We start from the raw sequence: 17,083 nt of genomic DNA on the forward strand, positions 1-17,083 counted from the left end.
CGAGTGTCCACGAACCTCGTCGGTCTCGTTCATCAGCTCGCGCTCGCCAGCGGTGGCATCTGACGTTTCGTTCAATGCGGTCTTCTCGTCTAGCCGGATCGAGGTTTGAGGGGACTGTGGCACGTCTGTCATATGGACGCAGGGTACTCCTTTAGGGAACACCACTTCGCGGACTGGATGGGTAGCTCGATCCCGGCATCCAGCAAAGCATTCTTGGTCAGCCGCAGCAGCGCCGAGTTCGCCTTGGCCGGAGAATAAGTGCGGCTATTGAACCAATAGCTGAGGCGCAAGTTGACGGTCGTGAAGCGGATAGAGCCTTCCGGCGAAACCAAGATGTCGGCGCTCGGGATTGAGGAACAGCGCCTGAAGGTGGTTCTGGACATCGTCTCGCCACCTGCGCTCTGGAGCACCTCGGTCATGGCTTCCGTCTGGATGTCGACATCATCATGTTCGAGGAGAGCGTTCCCCAACTGCCCCTTGGTGACTTCTTCCGGACTGGTGACGGCGTGGCCGTCTTCGCCGTCGAAGACGGCCACGCCGTGCTCCGAAAGGTGTCTTTAGGCGCGGGACGCCATCGGACGATCGATGAGAGAGCTGTTTGGCCATTGTTCGCTGGAAGCCTTGAGGTGAGAAAGGTCGGGAATAATGAGGTCGGCCCCGGTAAAATCCTCACCGGTGCTGTAGATACTCGGCGTGATCACCGTACGCATTCCCGTCGCGCGTGCCGCGAGGAGCCCGTTGCGGGAGTCTTCGATGCAGAGGCATTCAGCTCCGCTAAGGTCCAGGTCCTGTAGAACAAGGCGATAGACTTCCGGATCCGGTTTCTTCGTCCGCACATCCTCTCCGGTTCGAATGCTTCGAAACAATGACTCGGAACCCGGACCGAGCGTCGCCGCCAGGAGTGCCACAACATTGGGCCGGCTCGTCGTCGTGCCGATCGCAAGCACCAGTCCGGACCGCCGGGCATGGTCGATCAAGGCCGCAACACCGGGCCGCAACGCGACCGAGCCCTTTTTGATCCGCTCGGTATAGATGCGCGTCTTGCGGGCGTGGATGGCCTCAGCATCGACCGTTTCGCCCATGGCATGCGCATGGGCAAGGATGCGCTCGCGTCCGCCGGTGGTGGCGAGGAGCTCGGCGTAGAGCGGACGGTCCCATTCCCAGTCGAGACCCTCGTCCCGGAACGCATGGTTGAAGGACTGGCGATGGATCTCCTCCGTCTCGGCAAGGGTTCCATCGACGTCGAAAACGACCGCCCGTACCATCGCTAAGCGGCCTCCAGGAGCCGTGAGAGCAGAGCCGGGAACTCCCTGAGGTCGTGCATTACACGATCCGCATCAAGGAGGTCGACGTCCATATCGCCGTAGCCCCCACGCACGAGGATGCAGGCCATGCCCGCCGCGCGCGCCGCCGCAAGGTCGGCTTGGCTGTCGCCGACAAGGAGCGCATCCGAGGGGCCGCAGCCTGTTTCGCGGCAGGCGGCGAGGAGCATGTCCGGCGCCGGCTTCTTGGCAAATCCGCTGTCGCCACCGATGACCATGTCGAGACCGGCCAGAAGATCGAGTTCAGCAAGGATCGTGCGGGAGAAGCCTTCCGGCTTGTTGGTCACGACGCCTGTGCCGAGGCCGGTCCGCCGTGCCACCGCAACCGCGTCCCGGGCGCCGTCACGGGGGCTGGAAAAACGGGTCAGGTGCCCTCCGTAGATCTCCATCATCTCGGCATGGCGTGCTGCCAGTTCGGTCCCCTGGAGCGTCAGGCCATGCGCTGCGAAGGCCCGGACCACAAGCGTCTCGATTCCGTGCCCGATCATGGAGCGTACCGTATCGAGAGAGTGCGCCGGCAGCCGGTGGACGGAGAGAAGTTCGTTCACCGCCGCCGCGATGTCAGGCGCTGTGTCGACGAGCGTGCCGTCCAGGTCGAACAGCACGAGACGCGGCCGTGTTAGTCGCCCGGCACTCATGCTGCCCGCTCCCGGAAAGCTCCGTCGGCGGCTTGCCGGATTGCCTCGATGTTGTCGCGATAGGCTTGTTCTGTTCCGCCCCTGAACACGGCGGACCCGGCAACCAGCACGTCGGCGCCGGCCGCGACGACAAGCGGCGCCGTCTCCGCCGTCACGCCGCCGTCGATCTCGATGTGGATCGGGCGGTCGCCGATCATCTTGCGGACGCGGTTCACCTTCTGGACGACGGCCGGAATGAAGGCCTGGCCGCCGAAGCCGGGATTGACCGTCATCAGGAGAATGAGATCCAGGCGGTCCAGCACATATTCGATCACCGTTTCGGGTGTCGAGGGATTGAGCGACACGCCGGCCTTCTTGCCCAGCGCCCGGATCGCCTGGAGCGAACGGTCGAGATGCCGCGTCGCCTCCGCATGCACGGTGATGATGTCGCAGCCGGCCTGCGCGAAGGCCTCGAGATACGGATCGCAGGGCTCGATCATCAGGTGGCAGTCGAAGACCTTTTCGGTGCGGTCCCTGACGGCCTTGATCACCTGCGGTCCGAAGGTGATGTTGGGCACGAAATGGCCGTCCATCACGTCGAGGTGGATCCAGTCTGCGCCTGCCCGCACGACACGTTCGATTTCCTCGCCGAGCCGTGAGAAGTCTGCGGAGAGCACGGAGGGGGCGATGAGGGTGCTGGTCATGCCCGGCCCTCCTCTGCTGGTCCCTGTGGCGTTGCCGAGAAGACGCGGCTGGCGCGGATGTCTTCGGACCGAATGGTGGACAACACCTCTGCCGTCACCGGTCCTTCCGCGCTCTCGAAGATGCGGTTCGCCTGCCTGAGGCGAGCACGGTCGAGCGCATTCCGGATGGAGCGGGCATTGGCGAAATGCGGCTGCGTCCGCCGGGCGCCGATGTATTCGCCCATCGCCACCTTCGCAGCATCATCCAGGACGTAGTTCTGCTTCGCCAGCATAGTTTCGGCGATCGAAAGGAGCTCGCTGTCCTCGTAATCCGGGAAGTCGATATGGTGGGCAATGCGCGACCGGAAGCCGGGATTGGACTGGTAGAACCGGTCCATCCGGTCAGCGTAGCCGGCGAGGATGACGACGAGGTCGTCCCGCTGGTTCTCCATGACCTGCAGCAGGATCTCGATCGCCTCCTGACCGTAGTCGCGCTCGTTGTCGGGTCGATAGAGGTAGTAGGCCTCGTCGATGAACAGCACGCCGCCCATCGCCTTCTTGAGCACCTCCTTCGTCTTCGGAGCCGTGTGGCCGATATACTGTCCGACGAGGTCGTCGCGGGTGACCGAGACCAGGTGGCCCTTGCGCACATAGCCGAGCCGATGCAGGAGGCTCGCCATGCGAAGAGCGACTGTCGTCTTGCCGGTTCCCGGATTGCCGGTGAAGCTCATGTGGAGCGTCGGCGTCTCGGTCGTCAGGCCAAGCTGCTTGCGGGCCCGCTCGACGAGAAGAAGTGCCGCCGTCTCGCGGATGCGCTGCTTCACCGGCTTGAGGCCGGTCAGTTCGCGGTCCAGTTCATCGAGGATCTCGGCGACGCCTGAATCCCTGAAGTCGGCCGCGAGGTCGATGCCGCCCGGAGGCGGTTCTGCAATGGCTTCGGCTGCCTGCATGGCTGGCTCCTCTTTCTCTGCTGTCGTCACTGGGCGACGTTCATCGCGTAGCGCTGCATGCGCCCCGCGGCCTCCGTCCTTGTCAGGACGAGACGCGGCTCAACCTTCGGCCGGTTGACGATGAACGACATGCGCACCGTCTCGAAGCCGCGGGTGGAGTCGAAGGCGTTGATGCGGATGTAGGCCTCCGGCCATGCGTCGCGGCAGGCCCGGATTTCCATCATGACGCCGGCCGCATCCTTCAGGTCGAACATCGGGTTGCCCCACATCTCCCAGTAGATGTTCCGGGGATGCGGGTCGTCGGTGTACTCCACGCCGATCGCCCAGTCGTTGTTGAGGCAGTATTCGACCTGTGCCGAGATCTGCTCGTCGGTAAGATCCGGGAGGAAGGAAAAGGTGCCTTGGGTAATGCGCATGGTGGTTCTCCTCAGATCGCTGGAACCGCCGTCGGGACGAAGTCCGAGGTGTCGGTCGATTGGTAGTTGAAGGTGATGCCGCCCCAGACGTCGAGGGCGGCCTCGAGCGGCTTGCACCATTTGGCAGCGGCGCGGAGGATTTCCGGCCCTTCGTTGGCGATGTCGCGCCCCTCGTTGCGGGCAAGCACCATCGCTTCGAGCGCGACACGGTTTGCCGTCGCCCCGGCCTGGATGCCCATCGGATGGCCGATCGTGCCGCCGCCGAACTGCAGCACGACGTCGTCTCCGAACAGGCCGAGCAACTGGTGCATTTGGCCTGCATGGATGCCGCCGGAGGCGACCGGCATGACCTTGAGCGTATCGGCCCAGTCCTGCTCGAAGTAGATGCCGCGCTCCAGGTCGACCTCGTTCTTCAATTCCCGGCAGACGTTGTAGTAGCCCTGCACGGTCAGCGGGTCGCCCTCGAGCTTGCCGACGGCGGTGCCGGCGTGAATGTGGTCGACGCCTGCAAGCCGCATCCACTTGGCGATGACACGGAACGAGATGCCGTGGTTCTTCTGGCGCGTGTAGGTACCGTGTCCGGCCCTGTGCAGGTGCAGGATCATGTCGTTCTGCCGGCACCATTCCGAGATCGACTGGATCGCCGTGTAGCCGATGATCAGGTCGATCATCACGATCACCGAGCCCAGTTCCTTGGCGAACTCTGCACGCCGGTACATCTCCTCCATCGTGCCGGCCGTGATGTTGAGGTAGTGCCCCTTCACCTCGCCGGTCTCGGCAGACGCCCGGTTCACCGCCTCCATGCAGTAGAGGAAACGGTCGCGCCAGTTCATGAACGGCTGCGAGTTGATGTTCTCGTCGTCCTTCATGAAGTCGAGGCCGCCCTTCAGCCCCTCGTAGACAACCCGGCCGTAGTTCTTGCCGGACAGGCCGAGCTTCGGCTTTGTCGTTGCGCCGAGGAGAGGCTTGCCGAACTTGTCGAGCCGTTCGCGCTCGACGACGATGCCCGTCGGCGGGCCCTTGTATGTCTTCACGTAGGCGACCGGGAAGCGCATGTCCTCTAGCCTTGCTGCCTTCAGCGGCTTGAACGAGAAGACGTTGCCGATGATCGAAGCCGTCAGGTTGGCGATGGAGCCGGGCTCGAACAGGATCAGGTCGTAGGCGACGTAGCAGAAGTACTCGCCCGGCCTGCCCGGCACGGGATCGACCCTGTAGGCCTTGGCGCGGTACTGGTCGGCCGCCGTGAGCCGGTCCGTCCAGACGACCGTCCAGGTTGCCGTCGAGCTCTCGCCCGCAACCGCGGCCGCCGCCTCGATGGGATCGACGCCGTCCTGCGGGGTGACCCGGAACAGTGCGATGATGTCGGTGTGCTTCGGCTCGTAGTCGCCGTCCCAGTAGCCCATCTGGGCATATTTGAGGACGCCGGCCTTGTACCGTTCCTTGCCCTTGATCTCGGTCTTCACATCCATGTTCATGACATCGTCCTTTCGATCACGGTGGGGTCAGGCGGCCTTGGCGGTCGCAATTTGCGGGTCGAGCTGTCCGCTCGCATAGCGTCTGGCCATCTCATCCATCGGAATGACCTTGATTCTCGAGGCAGTCCCTGCGGTGCCGAAGGCTTCGAAGCGTTCGCGGCAGAGGTTGCGCATCGCGTCCATCGCCGGCTTGAGGAACTTGCGGGGATCGAACTCCCCGGGCTTCTCAACGGCGATCCGGCGGAACTGGCCCGCCATCGCCATGCGGCAGTCGGTGTCGATGTTGACCTTGCGCACGCCGTGCTGGATCCCGCGGACGATTTCGTCGAGCGGCACCCCAAAGGTCTGCGGCATCTCGCCACCGAATCTGTTGATGACGTCCTGCAGCTCCTGCGGAACGGAGGACGAGCCATGCATGACGAGATGCGTGTTCGGCAGCTTGGCGTGGATTTCCTCGATCACCCGCATTGCAAGTATGTCGCCGGTCGGCTTACGGGTGAACTTGTAGGCGCCGTGCGACGTGCCGCAGGCGATCGCCAGCGCATCAACCCCGGTGCGGGCCACGAAGTCGACCGCCTGGTCAGGGTCTGTCAGCAACTGGTCGTGGCTGAGCTTGCCCTCCGCGCCATGCCCGTCCTCGGCCTCGGATTCTCCGGTCTCCAGGGAGCCAAGCACGCCAAGTTCGCCTTCCACCGAGGCTCCGACCCAGTGGGCCATGCGCGAGACCCTCTCGGTGATGTCCAGGTTGTACTCATAGCTCGCCGGTGTCTTGGCGTCCGCCATGAGCGAACCGTCCATCATCACCGAGGTGAAGCCATGCCGGATCGCGGTCATGCAGGTCGCCTCGTCGTTGCCGTGGTCCTGATGCATGCACACGGGGATTTCCGGATACATCTCGACGAGCGCATCGATCATCTTCGAGAGCATGATGTCGCCGGCATAGGTGCGCGCGCCGCGGGAGGCCTGGATGATCACCGGTGCGTCGCAAGCGCTCGCCGCCTCCAGGATCGCGAGACCCTGTTCCATGTTGTTGATGTTGAAGGCGGGCACGCCGTAACCGCGTTCGGCAGCGTGATCGAGCAGTTGGCGTAGCGTTATGCGGGCCATTTCAAGCCTCCTCCAGTTGTTGGTGGGTTTCGCCACGCGGACGGCTGCCGATAAGCGCGAGGGCTGCCGACACGACGTTCTCGGCCGTGATACCGAAATGCGTGTACAGTTCGCCCGCCGGCGCTGAAGCCCCGAAGCCGCTCATGCCGATGAAGCGCCCGCTCTCGCCGATCCAGCGATCCCAGCCGAGCCGCCCGGCAGCTTCGATCGCGATACGCGGCGCGGTCCCCAGCGTGTCGCGGCGGTAGCCCTCGTCCTGGCTTTCGAACTTCTCCCAGCAGGGCATCGATACGACCGCAGCATGCACGCCCCCTTCGGCGAGCCGGTTCGACGCGGCGACCGCGATCTCGACTTCCGAGCCCGTGGCGATCAGGGTGACATCACGGCGACCGTCAGCTCCGCGAAGCACGTAGGCTCCCTTGGCCGAACGGTTTGAGCTGTCCGAACCCGTCCGCAACATCGGCAACGCCTGGCGCGAGAGCGCCAGCACGCTCGGCGTCCTTTCGTCGCTCAGGGCGATCTCCCAGCACTCCGCCGTCTCGACGATATCGGCCGGACGGAACACGTTGAGGTTCGGAGTTGCGCGCAGCATCGCCAGGTGCTCGACCGGCTGGTGCGTCGGACCATCCTCGCCGAGGCCGATGGAATCGTGGGTCAGGACATAGATCACACGCTGCTGCATGAGGGCTGAAAGCCGCAGGGCACCGCGGGCGTAGTCGGAGAACACGAGGAAAGTACCGCCATACGGAACAAAGGGTCCATGCAGCGAAAGGCCGTTCATCGCCGCGGCCATGCCGTGTTCGCGGATGCCGTAGTGGATATAGCGGCCAGTGAAGCTGCCGCGCGCGATCGGTTGAGTTTGCGAGGTCATCGTCAGGTTCGACCCGGTCAGGTCGGCCGAGCCCCCGATCGTCAGCTCCGTTGCCCCGTTGATGACCTCTAGCACCATCTGCGAGGCCTGGCGGGTCGCAACCTTCGTTGCCTTCCGCTGGTGTTCTTCCCTGAACGTTGCCAGAGCCTTCGCGAGATCCTCGCCGGCACTGCGGGTGATCGCCTGTTCGTACTGTTCCCTGCAGGACGCAGCAGCGAGCCGGCCTTCCCATTCGGCGCGCTTGGCGCGGCCGCGTGCGGCAATTCCCTCCCAGGCCGACTTGATGTCGCCCGGGACGAAGAACGGCGGGTGGTGCCATCCGAGCTTTTCGCGGGTTGCCGCGATCTCCTTGTCGCCGAGGGCCGCTCCATGGGTCTTGTGCGAGCCTTCCATCGTGGCCGCACCCTTGCCGATCCGTGTGCGGCAGGCGATCAGCGAAGGCATGTCGCTCAGTCGGGCTTTGGCGATTGCGGCGGCGACGGCTTCGCAGTCGTGTCCGTCGACGGCCTCGGCATCCCAGCCGGCGGCGCGGAAGCGCTCCAACTGGTTCATCGAGGTGGAGAGCGAGGTGGCGCCATCGATGGAGATCTCATTGTCGTCCCACAGCACGATCAGCTTGCCGAGCTTCAGATGGCCCGCGAGGTCGATCGCCTCGTGGCTGATGCCCTCCTGCAGGCATCCGTCGCCGGCCACCACATAGGTGTAGTGGTCACAAAGGCTCCGCCCGAAGCGGGCCGCCACCATCTCTTCCGCGAGCGCCATGCCGACCGCCGTGGAGATGCCCTGCCCCAGCGGGCCGGTGGTCGTTTCGATGCCGAGGGCATGGCCATATTCCGGATGGCCGGCAGTCCTCGAGCCGAGCTGGCGGAACGCCTGAAGTTCCTCGATCGGCATGTCGGCGAAGCCGAGAAGGTGATGGACTGCGTAAAGGAGCATGGATCCGTGCCCGGCCGACAGAACGAACCGGTCACGATCCGGCCAGTCGGGCCGCGACGGATCGATGTTGAGGAAGCGGTGGAAGAGGACGGTTACGGCATCCGCCATGCCCATCGGCATACCGGGATGGCCGGAATTGGCCTTCTGGACAGCGTCCATCGCCAGGAAGCGTATGGCGTTCGCCATGGCGGCTTCTGAGGCCGCTTCAATCGTTTCAGGTCTTGCAGAGATGTTCATCGTTTCCTCCTCACGACATGCGTCGCTTGCGCTCGACGAGCTTGTGGATGAGCGGGGTGAAGATGAGCTGCATCGCCAGGTCGAGCTTGTCGCCCGGCACGACGATGGAGTTGGCGCGCGACATGTAGCTGTCGTGCAGCATGGACAGCAGGTATGGAAAATCGATGCCGCGCGGATTGGCGAAGCGGATGACCAGGATCGATTCCGCGGGCGTTGGAATCCAGCGCGCGATGAAGGGGTTCGACGTGTCGACGATCGGCACGCGCTGGAAGTTGATGTCCGTCTGCGAGAACTGCGGGCAGATGTAGTGCACGTAGTCCGGCATCCGGCGCAGGATCGTGTCGGTCACCGCCTCGGTGGAATAACCGCGGGCCGCCTTGTCGCGATGGATCTTCTGGATCCACTCCAGGTTGATGACCGGCACCACGCCGATCTTCAGATCGCAGTGCTGGGCGACGTTCACCTTATCGGTGACCACGCAGCCGTGCAGGCCCTCGTAGAAGAGCAGGTCGCTCTCGGCGAACTCTTCCCACTCCGTGAATGTGCCGGGCGGGGTCCCGTAGCAGCGGGCCTCCTCGTCGTCATGCACGTAGTGGCGGGTCCTGCCGCGGCCGCAGCGCCCGTACTCCTCGAATATGCTTTCGAGGATCTCCAGTTCATTGGCCTCTGCCGAGAAATGGGTGAAGTCGCGGCCGCACTCCTTCTCCTCGGCAATCTTCGCCTTCATGGCCGCACGGTCGTAGCGGTGAAATGCGTCGCCTTCGATGAAGCAGGCCGTCACCTTTTCGCGGGCGAATATCTTCTTGAACGTCTGCTCGACCGTGGTGGTGCCGGCGCCCGACGAACCGGTGATCGAGATGATGGGATGCAGTGCCGACATGATGCTCAAGCCCTGAACAGGCCGCGCACGCCGAACAATGGCGAGCGTTCGGCAATTATGCTGGGATCGCGGAGATAGCGGCCGATGCGGTTGACTTCCCGAGCGGAACCGAAGACGAGCGGCGTGCGCTGGTGGATGTTGACCGGTGCGAGGTCGAGGATACGGCTGATGCCGTCGCTCGCTCCGCCGCCGGCCTGCTCGATCAGCATGGCGATCGGGTTGGCCTCGTAGACGAGGCGAAGGCGCCCGCTCGAATAGCCCTTGCGGGCGTCCCCGGGGTAGAGAAACACCCCGCCGCGCATCAGGATTCGGTAGGTGTCGGCAACGAGCGAGGCAATCCAGCGCATGTTGAAATCCTTCTCGCGGGGACCCGACGAGCCTTTGAGGCAGTCGTCGACGTAGAGCTGGAGGCCTTCGTCCCAGTGACGGTAGTTGGATGTGTTGATGGCGAATTCCTGCGTGCGCTCAGGAATGGCCGGCTGCAGGCTTTCCACGAAGGCGCCGAGGTGCGACGAATGCACGAAGATACGGGTGCCGGCACCGAGCGTCAGCGCCAGCGCCAATTGCGGCCCATAGATGAAGAAGCCGGCGGCCAGCTGCTTGCGGCCTTCCTGCAGGAAGCTGGCAGCCGGCTCGTCCTCGTCCACCGCCGGCAGGATCGAGAAGATGGTGCCGATCGAAACGTTCGTGTCGATGTTCGACGAGCCGTCCAGCGGATCGACGGCCAGTGCGAGCCCTCCTTTACCGTTGAGGTCGACGGCGCCGTCGAGTTCCTCAGAACAGTAATGGCGGATGCCTGCCCTGCGGGCAGCGGCGAGGAGGGCCTCGTCGGCGCTGACGTCCAGGTAACGCTGGAAATCGCCGTCGGCATTCCGCTCGCCGGACGTTCCGCCAAGCGTCATTGGGGAAACCTGGGTGATGATCGTCCTTAGATCGCAGGCAGCCGTGGCGAGCGCGCTGACCGTTTCCTCCACCGCTTTAGTCGTGTCGCCGGCAAGAACCAGAGCGTTCAGATAGGCTTCGAGCGTGGCTATTGTCACCGGTTCACCTCCCAATGCCTCGGTCTGAGAACACAGCCCACCACGCGCTTGACCTTTAGGGAAGTTTATTGTTTTAACCGTGCAGATAAATTTTTCTAAGTGATCTTGATGAGGAACCTGACACTAAGACAGTTGCGGTCCATCGTTCGGATCGCGGAAGAGGGGAAAATCGCGAGTGCCGCCAAATATTTGGGTGTCACTGCTCCTGCAGTGACACTGCAGCTTCAGGCCTTGGAGGAGGAGCTTGGCACGTCGCTCTTCGACCGCACGACTGCCGGCATGCGTCCGACTGCCGCAGGACTTGCTGCGATTGATGCCGCCCATGCGATCGAGGAACAACTCCTCCTGCTCGCCGAGCGCATCGATGCAATTAGGGGCGTCCGGCGCGGCCATCTGCGGCTGGGGGTGGTCTCGACCGCAAAGTATTTCGCACCCAGAATTATTGCAGAGTTTGGCCGGGAGTTTCCCGGGCTGGACATCGACCTGAAGGTCGGAAACCGGGCCGAAATAATTGGTGCATTATCGGACCATGCCGTAGACATCGCGCTGATGGGCCGCCCGCCGAAGAACATTCCGGTCCGTGCCCAGGTGTTCGGCGACCATCCCCTAGTCATCATCAGCGCGCCCGACCATCCTCTTGCCGGTGCACGTGACATTTCCCGGGAACGGATAGCAAAGGAGAGGTTTCTGGTTCGAGAGCCTGGATCGGGAACTCGTATTTCGCTGGAGGTGTTCTTCGCCCCGGTCCCCTCCAAGCTGGAGAATATCGGCAGCGAGATGGGGTCGAACGAAACGATCAAGCAGGCGGTGATGGCCGGGCTAGGCGTCGCCTTCATTTCTGCCCACACGATCGAAGCGGAAGTCCAGGCGGGTAGGCTTCGGGTGCTCGACGTGGAAGGTACGCCAATCCGGCGCCAGTGGTTTGCTGTCTCGCGCTCCGACCGCAGCCCCACATCAGCCGGTGAAGCCTTTCTGACGTTCCTATCCCAGAAGGGTGCGCAATACCTTCCCCTCGCATTACCGCTCTACCGGCGGGTTGAACTCCCGACCTGACTTGCTCTGCGCTTCGGGGTAGAAGGCTGACTTCCGTCCTGCCGCTCGAGAAGGTATTGAGATGTTCTGGTTATGAGGGTGGTATGGTTCAGGCGCGCGATACTCACGCGTCAGGCGGCGCATATCATACGCGTACCCGGCTTTATTCCTAATAGGGTTTTCCTTGGGCGCCATACGATGCAGCTATAGCCGCCACCTGCCTGCACCGCCCAGTGTGGGTAACGTTATCCTGACGAGACATTAGCCTGCCAGTCGGTCGCGGCGACGCCTAAAGACGCGATCAACCACTGCGCCTGAAAGGTATCGCTAGTAGACCGCGCCTCTGGTTCGGGAGAGCGTCAGGTGAATAGGATTCATCGAAGGATGAGATGTAAGAATTTCTCTCGTTCAGCCTTCCATGCCACGTTTGCTGAGGTCTGTAGCGAGGAGGCTGCATGACCGGGTCCGTCATCGTCAGGTGAGGGTCCAGGCACGTCGTGAGTGCAATAGAACGATGGGAGGGAAACTTGAGAAAAGACAATCTACGTAGGACGGTCGTTGCCGCCGCATTGGCAGGAGTGGTCGCAGGCTCAGTCGGGACAGGCGCCGCTGCTGCGCAGGATTTGGCGGGCAAGACCGTCGAATTTGTCATCCCGTTTGCTGAATCGGGCGGCTCAGCAGCATGGGCAAACTTCTTCGCGCCGCTTCTCAGCAAGCATCTCGCCGGCAATCCGACGGTAGTCGTGCGCTATCGCCCGGGAGCCGGATCGACGGAGGGTGCGAACTGGTTCCAGGAGCAGAAGACGGCCGACGGAACGCTGATCTTCGGGACCTCCGGCAGTACGCAATTCCCCTACCTGCTGGATGATCCCCGGGTCCGCTACGAGTACAAGGACTGGAAGGTCGTCCTTTCATCCGGTACCGGCGGCGTCGTCTATCTGCCGCCGGATCTGGGCGAGCGGTTCGACGGCGACTTCGACGACCTGAAGGATGAGAATTATCTCTACGGCTCCCAGGGAGCGACAACGCTTGACCTGGTGCCGCTGCTCGCCTTCAAGCTTCTCGGACTGCAGGTTGATCCTGTCTTCGGGATCGAAGGCCGTGGCGACGGACGCCTGATGTTTGAGCGTGGCGAGGCCAATATCGATTACCAGACCACCTCCGCCTACCTCAAGAGCGTGGTTCCGCTGGTCGAGCAGAAGCTCGCGGTCCCAGCCTTCTCCTACGGTGCGCTCGATGCTGATGGCAACATTGTCCGCGATCCCACATTCCCCGACCTGCCGAGCTTCAAGGAAGTCTGTGAGGCAACCGAAGGGTGTGAGACTTCCGGCGTCGGCTGGGATGCCTGGAAGGCCTTCTTTGTTTCCGGCTTCGCGGCGCAAAAGCTCATCTACCTGCCGGGTGGCGCAAGCCAGGAAGTGGTGGACATGTACACCAAGGCATTCGAGGACATGATCGCGCAACCGGAGTTTGCCAAGAACTCGGAAGAGACACTCGGTGTCTATCCGCAAGGCGTCGGCAAGGCTGCGATGGCAGCCCATGAACAGGCCATCACCGTCACCCCTGAAGCCAAGCAGTACGTCCTCGACTGGCTGAAGGAAGACTACGGCATCACCATGCAATGATCCGGCAGGGTGCCCGGCGCGGCCATTGGCCATGCCGGGCGCTTCGTCACGTCGTTCGCATCTGAAAGGCCTTCTTCATGGACATTCTCTCTACGGCCCTGCCGGCCCTCGGTGAGGCCTTCGTCCTTCTGCTGCAGCCGCAGCAGCTGATGTTTCTCACGCTTGGGGTCCTGCTCGGTCTCGCGGTGGGCATATTGCCAGGCCTGGGGGGGATCGCAGGGTTGTCCCTCGTTCTACCCTTCATATACGGCATGGACACGGTGTCCGGACTGGCGCTGATGGTTGGCCTGATCGCAGTCATCCCCACGTCCGACACGTTTTCCTCCGTCCTGCTCGGCATCCCCGGATCGAGTTCAGCCCAGGCGACTGTGCTCGATGGCTTCCCCTTGGCGAGGAAGGGGCTTGCTGCCCGCGCCCTCTCGGCCGCTTTCATGTGCTCGCTCTATGGCGGCCTGATCAGTGCGATCATCCTGACCTTTTTCATCTTCATTGCACGACCGCTCATCCTGGCATTCGGCCTTCCGGAAATGCTGATGCTGACCGTGCTCGGCCTGTCCATGGTCGCAATCCTGGCGGGGAGGGTGCCGCTGAAAGGAATCGTTGCGGCGGGTATTGGGCTCCTCGCTGGAACGATTGGGGCGGCGGGTGCCGGCGGCAGCCTGCGCATGACGACCTATGACTTTCCTTACCTGGTGGACGGTCTGCAACTCATCATCGTGGGTCTGGGCATGTATGCCGTACCTGAGATCGTCTCGCTGCTGAGGGAAGACCAGAGCGTGGCGCAGGGCAATAAGCTTGGTGCCGGCTGGTTCGACGGGGTCCGTGACTGGTGGCGCAACAAGTGGCTGTCGACCAAGGGGGCGATGATCGGTGTCATCGTCGGGATCATCCCCGGTCTGGGCGGATCGGTGGTCGACTGGATCGCTTATGGTTACACGGTGCAGTCTTCGAAGGATCGCGAAAACTTCGGGAAGGGCGACATCCGCGGCGTGATCGGGCCGGAATCCTCCGCCAATGCCACCATGGGCGGAGCACTGGTGCCGACGCTGATCTTCGGTATTCCGGGCTCGGGCACCATGGCGGTGTTCCTCGGAGGCCTTGCGCTGCTCAACCTGTCGCCGGGCCTGCACATGGTGCGCCAGAACCTCGACGTGACCTATACGATCGTCTGGTCGCTCGCCCTGGCGAACGTCATCGGGGCTGGGATTTGTATCCTCTTGTCCGCGCAGATCGCCAAATTTTCGAAGATCCGCTTCGCGATCCTGGCGCCATTCCTGTTCATGCTGATCTCGTTTGCAGCATTCCAGTCGCGGCAGTCGATCGGAGACCTCATCGCCCTGATCGCCATCGGCTTCCTCGGTATCCTCTTGCGCCGGTTTGACTATTCGAGGCCAGCCTTCCTGATCGGGTTCGTTCTCTCGAACCAGGCAGAGGCATTCGCCAACATGGCGAACCAGATCGCGGGAGCACGCTTCAACCGTGGCTTCTGGGCCGGCATGGAGTATATCGCATCGCCGCTGGCGCTGACGATCCTTGCGCTGACCATCGTGTCGATCGTCGTCGGGCTGCGCAGTGCGAAGTTCATCAACGAGCATGACGCAGAAGCGAGCGGGGGAAAACGGACCTCCGTGATCTTCCTTCTTTGCATCACCACCTATGTTGCGGTCTCGGTCATGGACGCGGCGATGATATCGCGGCTCGGGGATAAGATCTTCCCACTCACGGTTGGGCTCGTCACGCTTGCGGCCTGTGCGGGCCTGCTGGTCCGGATGCGCCGCGCGCCGGAAACAGATCCCGTCTTCGTCGATCTCGAACGCGGTGGGCCCGACGAGAAGCTTCCGGTCGGACTATGGTCGACGCTGGCCTGGTTCGCCATGCTTCTCGCAGCCTCTCTGTTGTTCGGCTTCGTGATCGGACTCACGCTCTTCCTGCTGGCGTTCTTCCGCACCCGGGCAAGGCTCGGACTGCCGATGACGCTGATCTACACCGCGGGCGGAGTTGCTGCGATCATCCTCTTTGCCGGGGTTCTCGGACGCGATTTCCCGCCCGGCCTCCTGCAGGCTTACACCGACCTGCCCTGGCCGCTGAGGTAAATCCGCACCTACGCCCCGGCTGGCGCTGGGGCGGTTCATCCGCCCTCACAGGCGAACGATCTTCTGACGATAAAATTGGAGTTGCTGCGTGGTTGAGCGCAAGATGTATGGTTTGCTGGCCGAAGCATTCAGGCAGGAGGGGGTCGATACCTGTTTTGCCCTTCTGGGCGATGCCAACATGAACTGGGCAACTGCCCTTTCAGGGCTCGGCACCGACATGGTCTATGTCCGCCACGAACATTGCGCGGTTGCGGCTGCCATGGCCTATGCACGGAAAACCGGAGACGTGGGTGTGGCAACGGTAACCTGCGGTCCGGGGCTGACGCAGGTTCTCACGGCGCTGCCAGCGGCCGTCCGGGCGCAACTGCCGCTTGTCATTTTTGCCGGAGAAGCGCCTCTGAAGGCGGCCTGGTACAATCAGGCGATTGACCAGGCGCCGTTCATCCGTGCGACCGGCGCAACCTATCATTCCCTCCATCATCCGCCTCGCATGGCTGAAGCGGTACGTGATGCGTTTCTTGAGGCGAGGACCACAAGCCGGCCCGTCGTGATTGGCGTGCCATTCGATCTCCAGGGCCTCAATATTGAGCAATCACCGACTTTACCCCGTCCCTCGACCGAGCTCGTCCCTAAAGTTGGTCCGATCCCGCCGAATAAGGACGATCTCGCCGATGCGGCGGCACGTATCAATGGGGCAAAACGCGTCATCGTGATGGCGGGCATGGGCGCGGTTGCCGCAGGGGCAGGACCTGCTTGCCGTCTACTGGCAGAACGGTGTGACGCAATGCTCGCTACTACGCTTCCGGCACGAGGCCTGTTCCATGATGATCCCTATTCCATCGGGGTGGTCGGCGGTTTTTCCAGCGCGGCCGCGCGGGAGTTGTTGGGTGAGGCGGATCTCGTCATCGGTGTCGGAACGATCCTGGCCCATCACAATGCGGAGGGCGGAAGGCTCTTCGGGCAAGCGCATGTCCTGCAGATCGACGTGGAGCCTCTGACGGTCAGCCAGGGACGCATTGCTGCCCACAGCCATGTCCGCGCGGATGCCCGGCTTGCCGTGGAAGCGCTAGCGGAACTCGTCAACCCCCGTCAGCTCGTGTGGAGGAGCGAGGAGACAACTACCCTTATCCGGGAAGCGCCGATCGATCCTGAGCCCTATGCCACGGAGCCCGGGCTTCTCGACCCGCGCGACGTCGTGGCGGCGCTTGAGGCAGCACTGCCGCGTGATTGGGAGATGGTGAATTCCTCCGGCCATTGTTCATTCTACTTCGCACACATGCCGTCGCGACCTCAGGAACGGTTCCTGACTATCCGGGAATTCGGCGCAATCGGCAACGGGATCGCTTTCGCCATGGGGGTGGCGGCCGCGCGCCCGGACGAAACGATCGTCTTGTTCGACGGTGATGGGAGCCTGCTGATGCATATCCAGGAGATCGAGACCATACGTCGTCACGGGATGAACATCCTCATCTGCGTGATGAATGACGGCGCCTATGGTTCGGAGATCCACAAACTGCGATCGGAAGGCCTGCCGGACGATGGAGCAGTCTTTGGCCGGCCTGACTTTGCAGCAATCGCCAGGGGGTTCGGCATCGGTGGCGAGACTATTGGCGATCTTTCCGATCTGCCCCGGCTCGTGGCCCAGTTCAGCCGGCGCGGTGGCGCGGCCATCTGGGATTTTCCCGTTTCCGACAAGGTGCTGTCACCGGTTATCCGGCGAGCGCATCCTCAACGAGCGTCCACGTGAGTGAGCCGAATGACGCGGGCTGGTCGTATGCGAGCGACCCAGGCGGCAGACC

The 17,083-nt window shown here is 62.9% G+C and carries 15 protein-coding genes; 4 read left to right on the forward strand and 11 right to left on the reverse strand.

All coding sequences use genetic code 11. The features are described 5' to 3' along the window. Positions 1-128: 128 nt before the first annotated feature. The 11 genes from NT26_RS03220 to NT26_RS03270 are packed head-to-tail and all read right to left on the reverse strand — an operon-like array spanning position 129 to position 10,534. Positions 129-536 (reverse strand): hypothetical protein, encoded by a 408-nt coding sequence (locus NT26_RS03220; protein ID WP_052637336.1) that lies wholly within the window; start codon positions 534-536, stop codon positions 129-131. 21 nt (positions 537-557) lie between these two features. Further along, the gene (locus NT26_RS03225; RefSeq protein ID WP_052637337.1) at positions 558-1,265 is read right to left on the reverse strand and encodes an HAD-IA family hydrolase; all 708 of its coding nucleotides are present in this window, start codon (positions 1,263-1,265) and stop codon (positions 558-560) included. A gap of 2 nt (positions 1,266-1,267) precedes the next feature. Continuing rightward, positions 1,268-1,960: a phosphoglycolate phosphatase gene (gene gph, locus NT26_RS03230; protein ID WP_052637338.1), complete on the reverse strand. Its 693-nt coding sequence runs from the start codon at positions 1,958-1,960 to the stop codon at positions 1,268-1,270. After that, positions 1,957-2,643, reverse strand: a complete 687-nt coding sequence (gene rpe, locus NT26_RS03235; protein ID WP_052637339.1) for a ribulose-phosphate 3-epimerase — start codon at positions 2,641-2,643, stop codon at positions 1,957-1,959. Before rpe ends, gph begins: the two co-directional genes overlap by 4 nt. Next, a complete protein-coding gene (gene cbbX / locus NT26_RS03240) occupies positions 2,640-3,572 on the reverse strand; it encodes a CbbX protein (protein WP_052637340.1) in 933 nt (310 codons plus the stop codon). Before cbbX ends, rpe begins: the two co-directional genes overlap by 4 nt. Before the next feature lie 26 nt (positions 3,573-3,598). Further along, positions 3,599-3,988: a ribulose bisphosphate carboxylase small subunit gene (locus tag NT26_RS03245; protein WP_052637341.1), complete on the reverse strand. Its 390-nt coding sequence runs from the start codon at positions 3,986-3,988 to the stop codon at positions 3,599-3,601. An 11-nt stretch (positions 3,989-3,999) separates the two neighbouring features. Then, the gene (locus NT26_RS03250; protein WP_152338564.1) at positions 4,000-5,463 is read right to left on the reverse strand and encodes a form I ribulose bisphosphate carboxylase large subunit; all 1,464 of its coding nucleotides are present in this window, start codon (positions 5,461-5,463) and stop codon (positions 4,000-4,002) included. Between the two features lie 27 nt (positions 5,464-5,490). Further along, positions 5,491-6,570, reverse strand: coding sequence for a class II fructose-bisphosphate aldolase (fba, locus tag NT26_RS03255; protein ID WP_052637342.1), 1,080 nt, complete (start codon positions 6,568-6,570; stop codon positions 5,491-5,493). A gap of 1 nt (position 6,571) precedes the next feature. Beyond that, a complete protein-coding gene (gene tkt / locus NT26_RS03260) occupies positions 6,572-8,614 on the reverse strand; it encodes a transketolase (protein WP_052637343.1) in 2,043 nt (680 codons plus the stop codon). A 10-nt stretch (positions 8,615-8,624) separates the two neighbouring features. Beyond that, positions 8,625-9,494 (reverse strand): phosphoribulokinase, encoded by an 870-nt coding sequence (locus tag NT26_RS03265; protein ID WP_052637344.1) that lies wholly within the window; start codon positions 9,492-9,494, stop codon positions 8,625-8,627. A gap of 5 nt (positions 9,495-9,499) precedes the next feature. Then, complete coding sequence (locus tag NT26_RS03270; RefSeq protein WP_052637345.1) at positions 9,500-10,534, reverse strand: class 1 fructose-bisphosphatase; 1,035 nt, start codon at positions 10,532-10,534, stop codon at positions 9,500-9,502. Between the two features lie 108 nt (positions 10,535-10,642). On the opposite strand from NT26_RS03270, the gene NT26_RS03275 reads away from it, so the two are divergent. The 4 genes from NT26_RS03275 to NT26_RS03290 all read left to right on the forward strand — a co-directional run bounded on the left by NT26_RS03275 (position 10,643) and on the right by NT26_RS03290 (position 17,031). Beyond that, the gene (locus tag NT26_RS03275) at positions 10,643-11,587 is read left to right on the forward strand and encodes a LysR family transcriptional regulator (RefSeq protein WP_052637346.1); all 945 of its coding nucleotides are present in this window, start codon (positions 10,643-10,645) and stop codon (positions 11,585-11,587) included. Between the two features lie 506 nt (positions 11,588-12,093). After that, positions 12,094-13,191: a type 2 periplasmic-binding domain-containing protein gene (locus NT26_RS03280; protein ID WP_197570694.1), complete on the forward strand. Its 1,098-nt coding sequence runs from the start codon at positions 12,094-12,096 to the stop codon at positions 13,189-13,191. 77 nt (positions 13,192-13,268) lie between these two features. Next, positions 13,269-15,284 carry a tripartite tricarboxylate transporter permease gene (locus tag NT26_RS03285; RefSeq protein WP_052637348.1) on the forward strand — a complete coding sequence of 672 codons (2,016 nt, stop codon included), beginning with the start codon at positions 13,269-13,271 and terminating at the stop codon, positions 15,282-15,284. Positions 15,285-15,372: 88 nt separating this feature from the next. Next, the gene (locus NT26_RS03290; protein WP_152338565.1) at positions 15,373-17,031 is read left to right on the forward strand and encodes a thiamine pyrophosphate-binding protein; all 1,659 of its coding nucleotides are present in this window, start codon (positions 15,373-15,375) and stop codon (positions 17,029-17,031) included. Positions 17,032-17,083: the final 52 nt, after the last annotated feature.

This window comes from Pseudorhizobium banfieldiae, from assembly GCF_000967425.1.
GTDB classification, from domain to species: Bacteria; Pseudomonadota; Alphaproteobacteria; order Rhizobiales; family Rhizobiaceae; genus Neorhizobium; species Neorhizobium banfieldiae.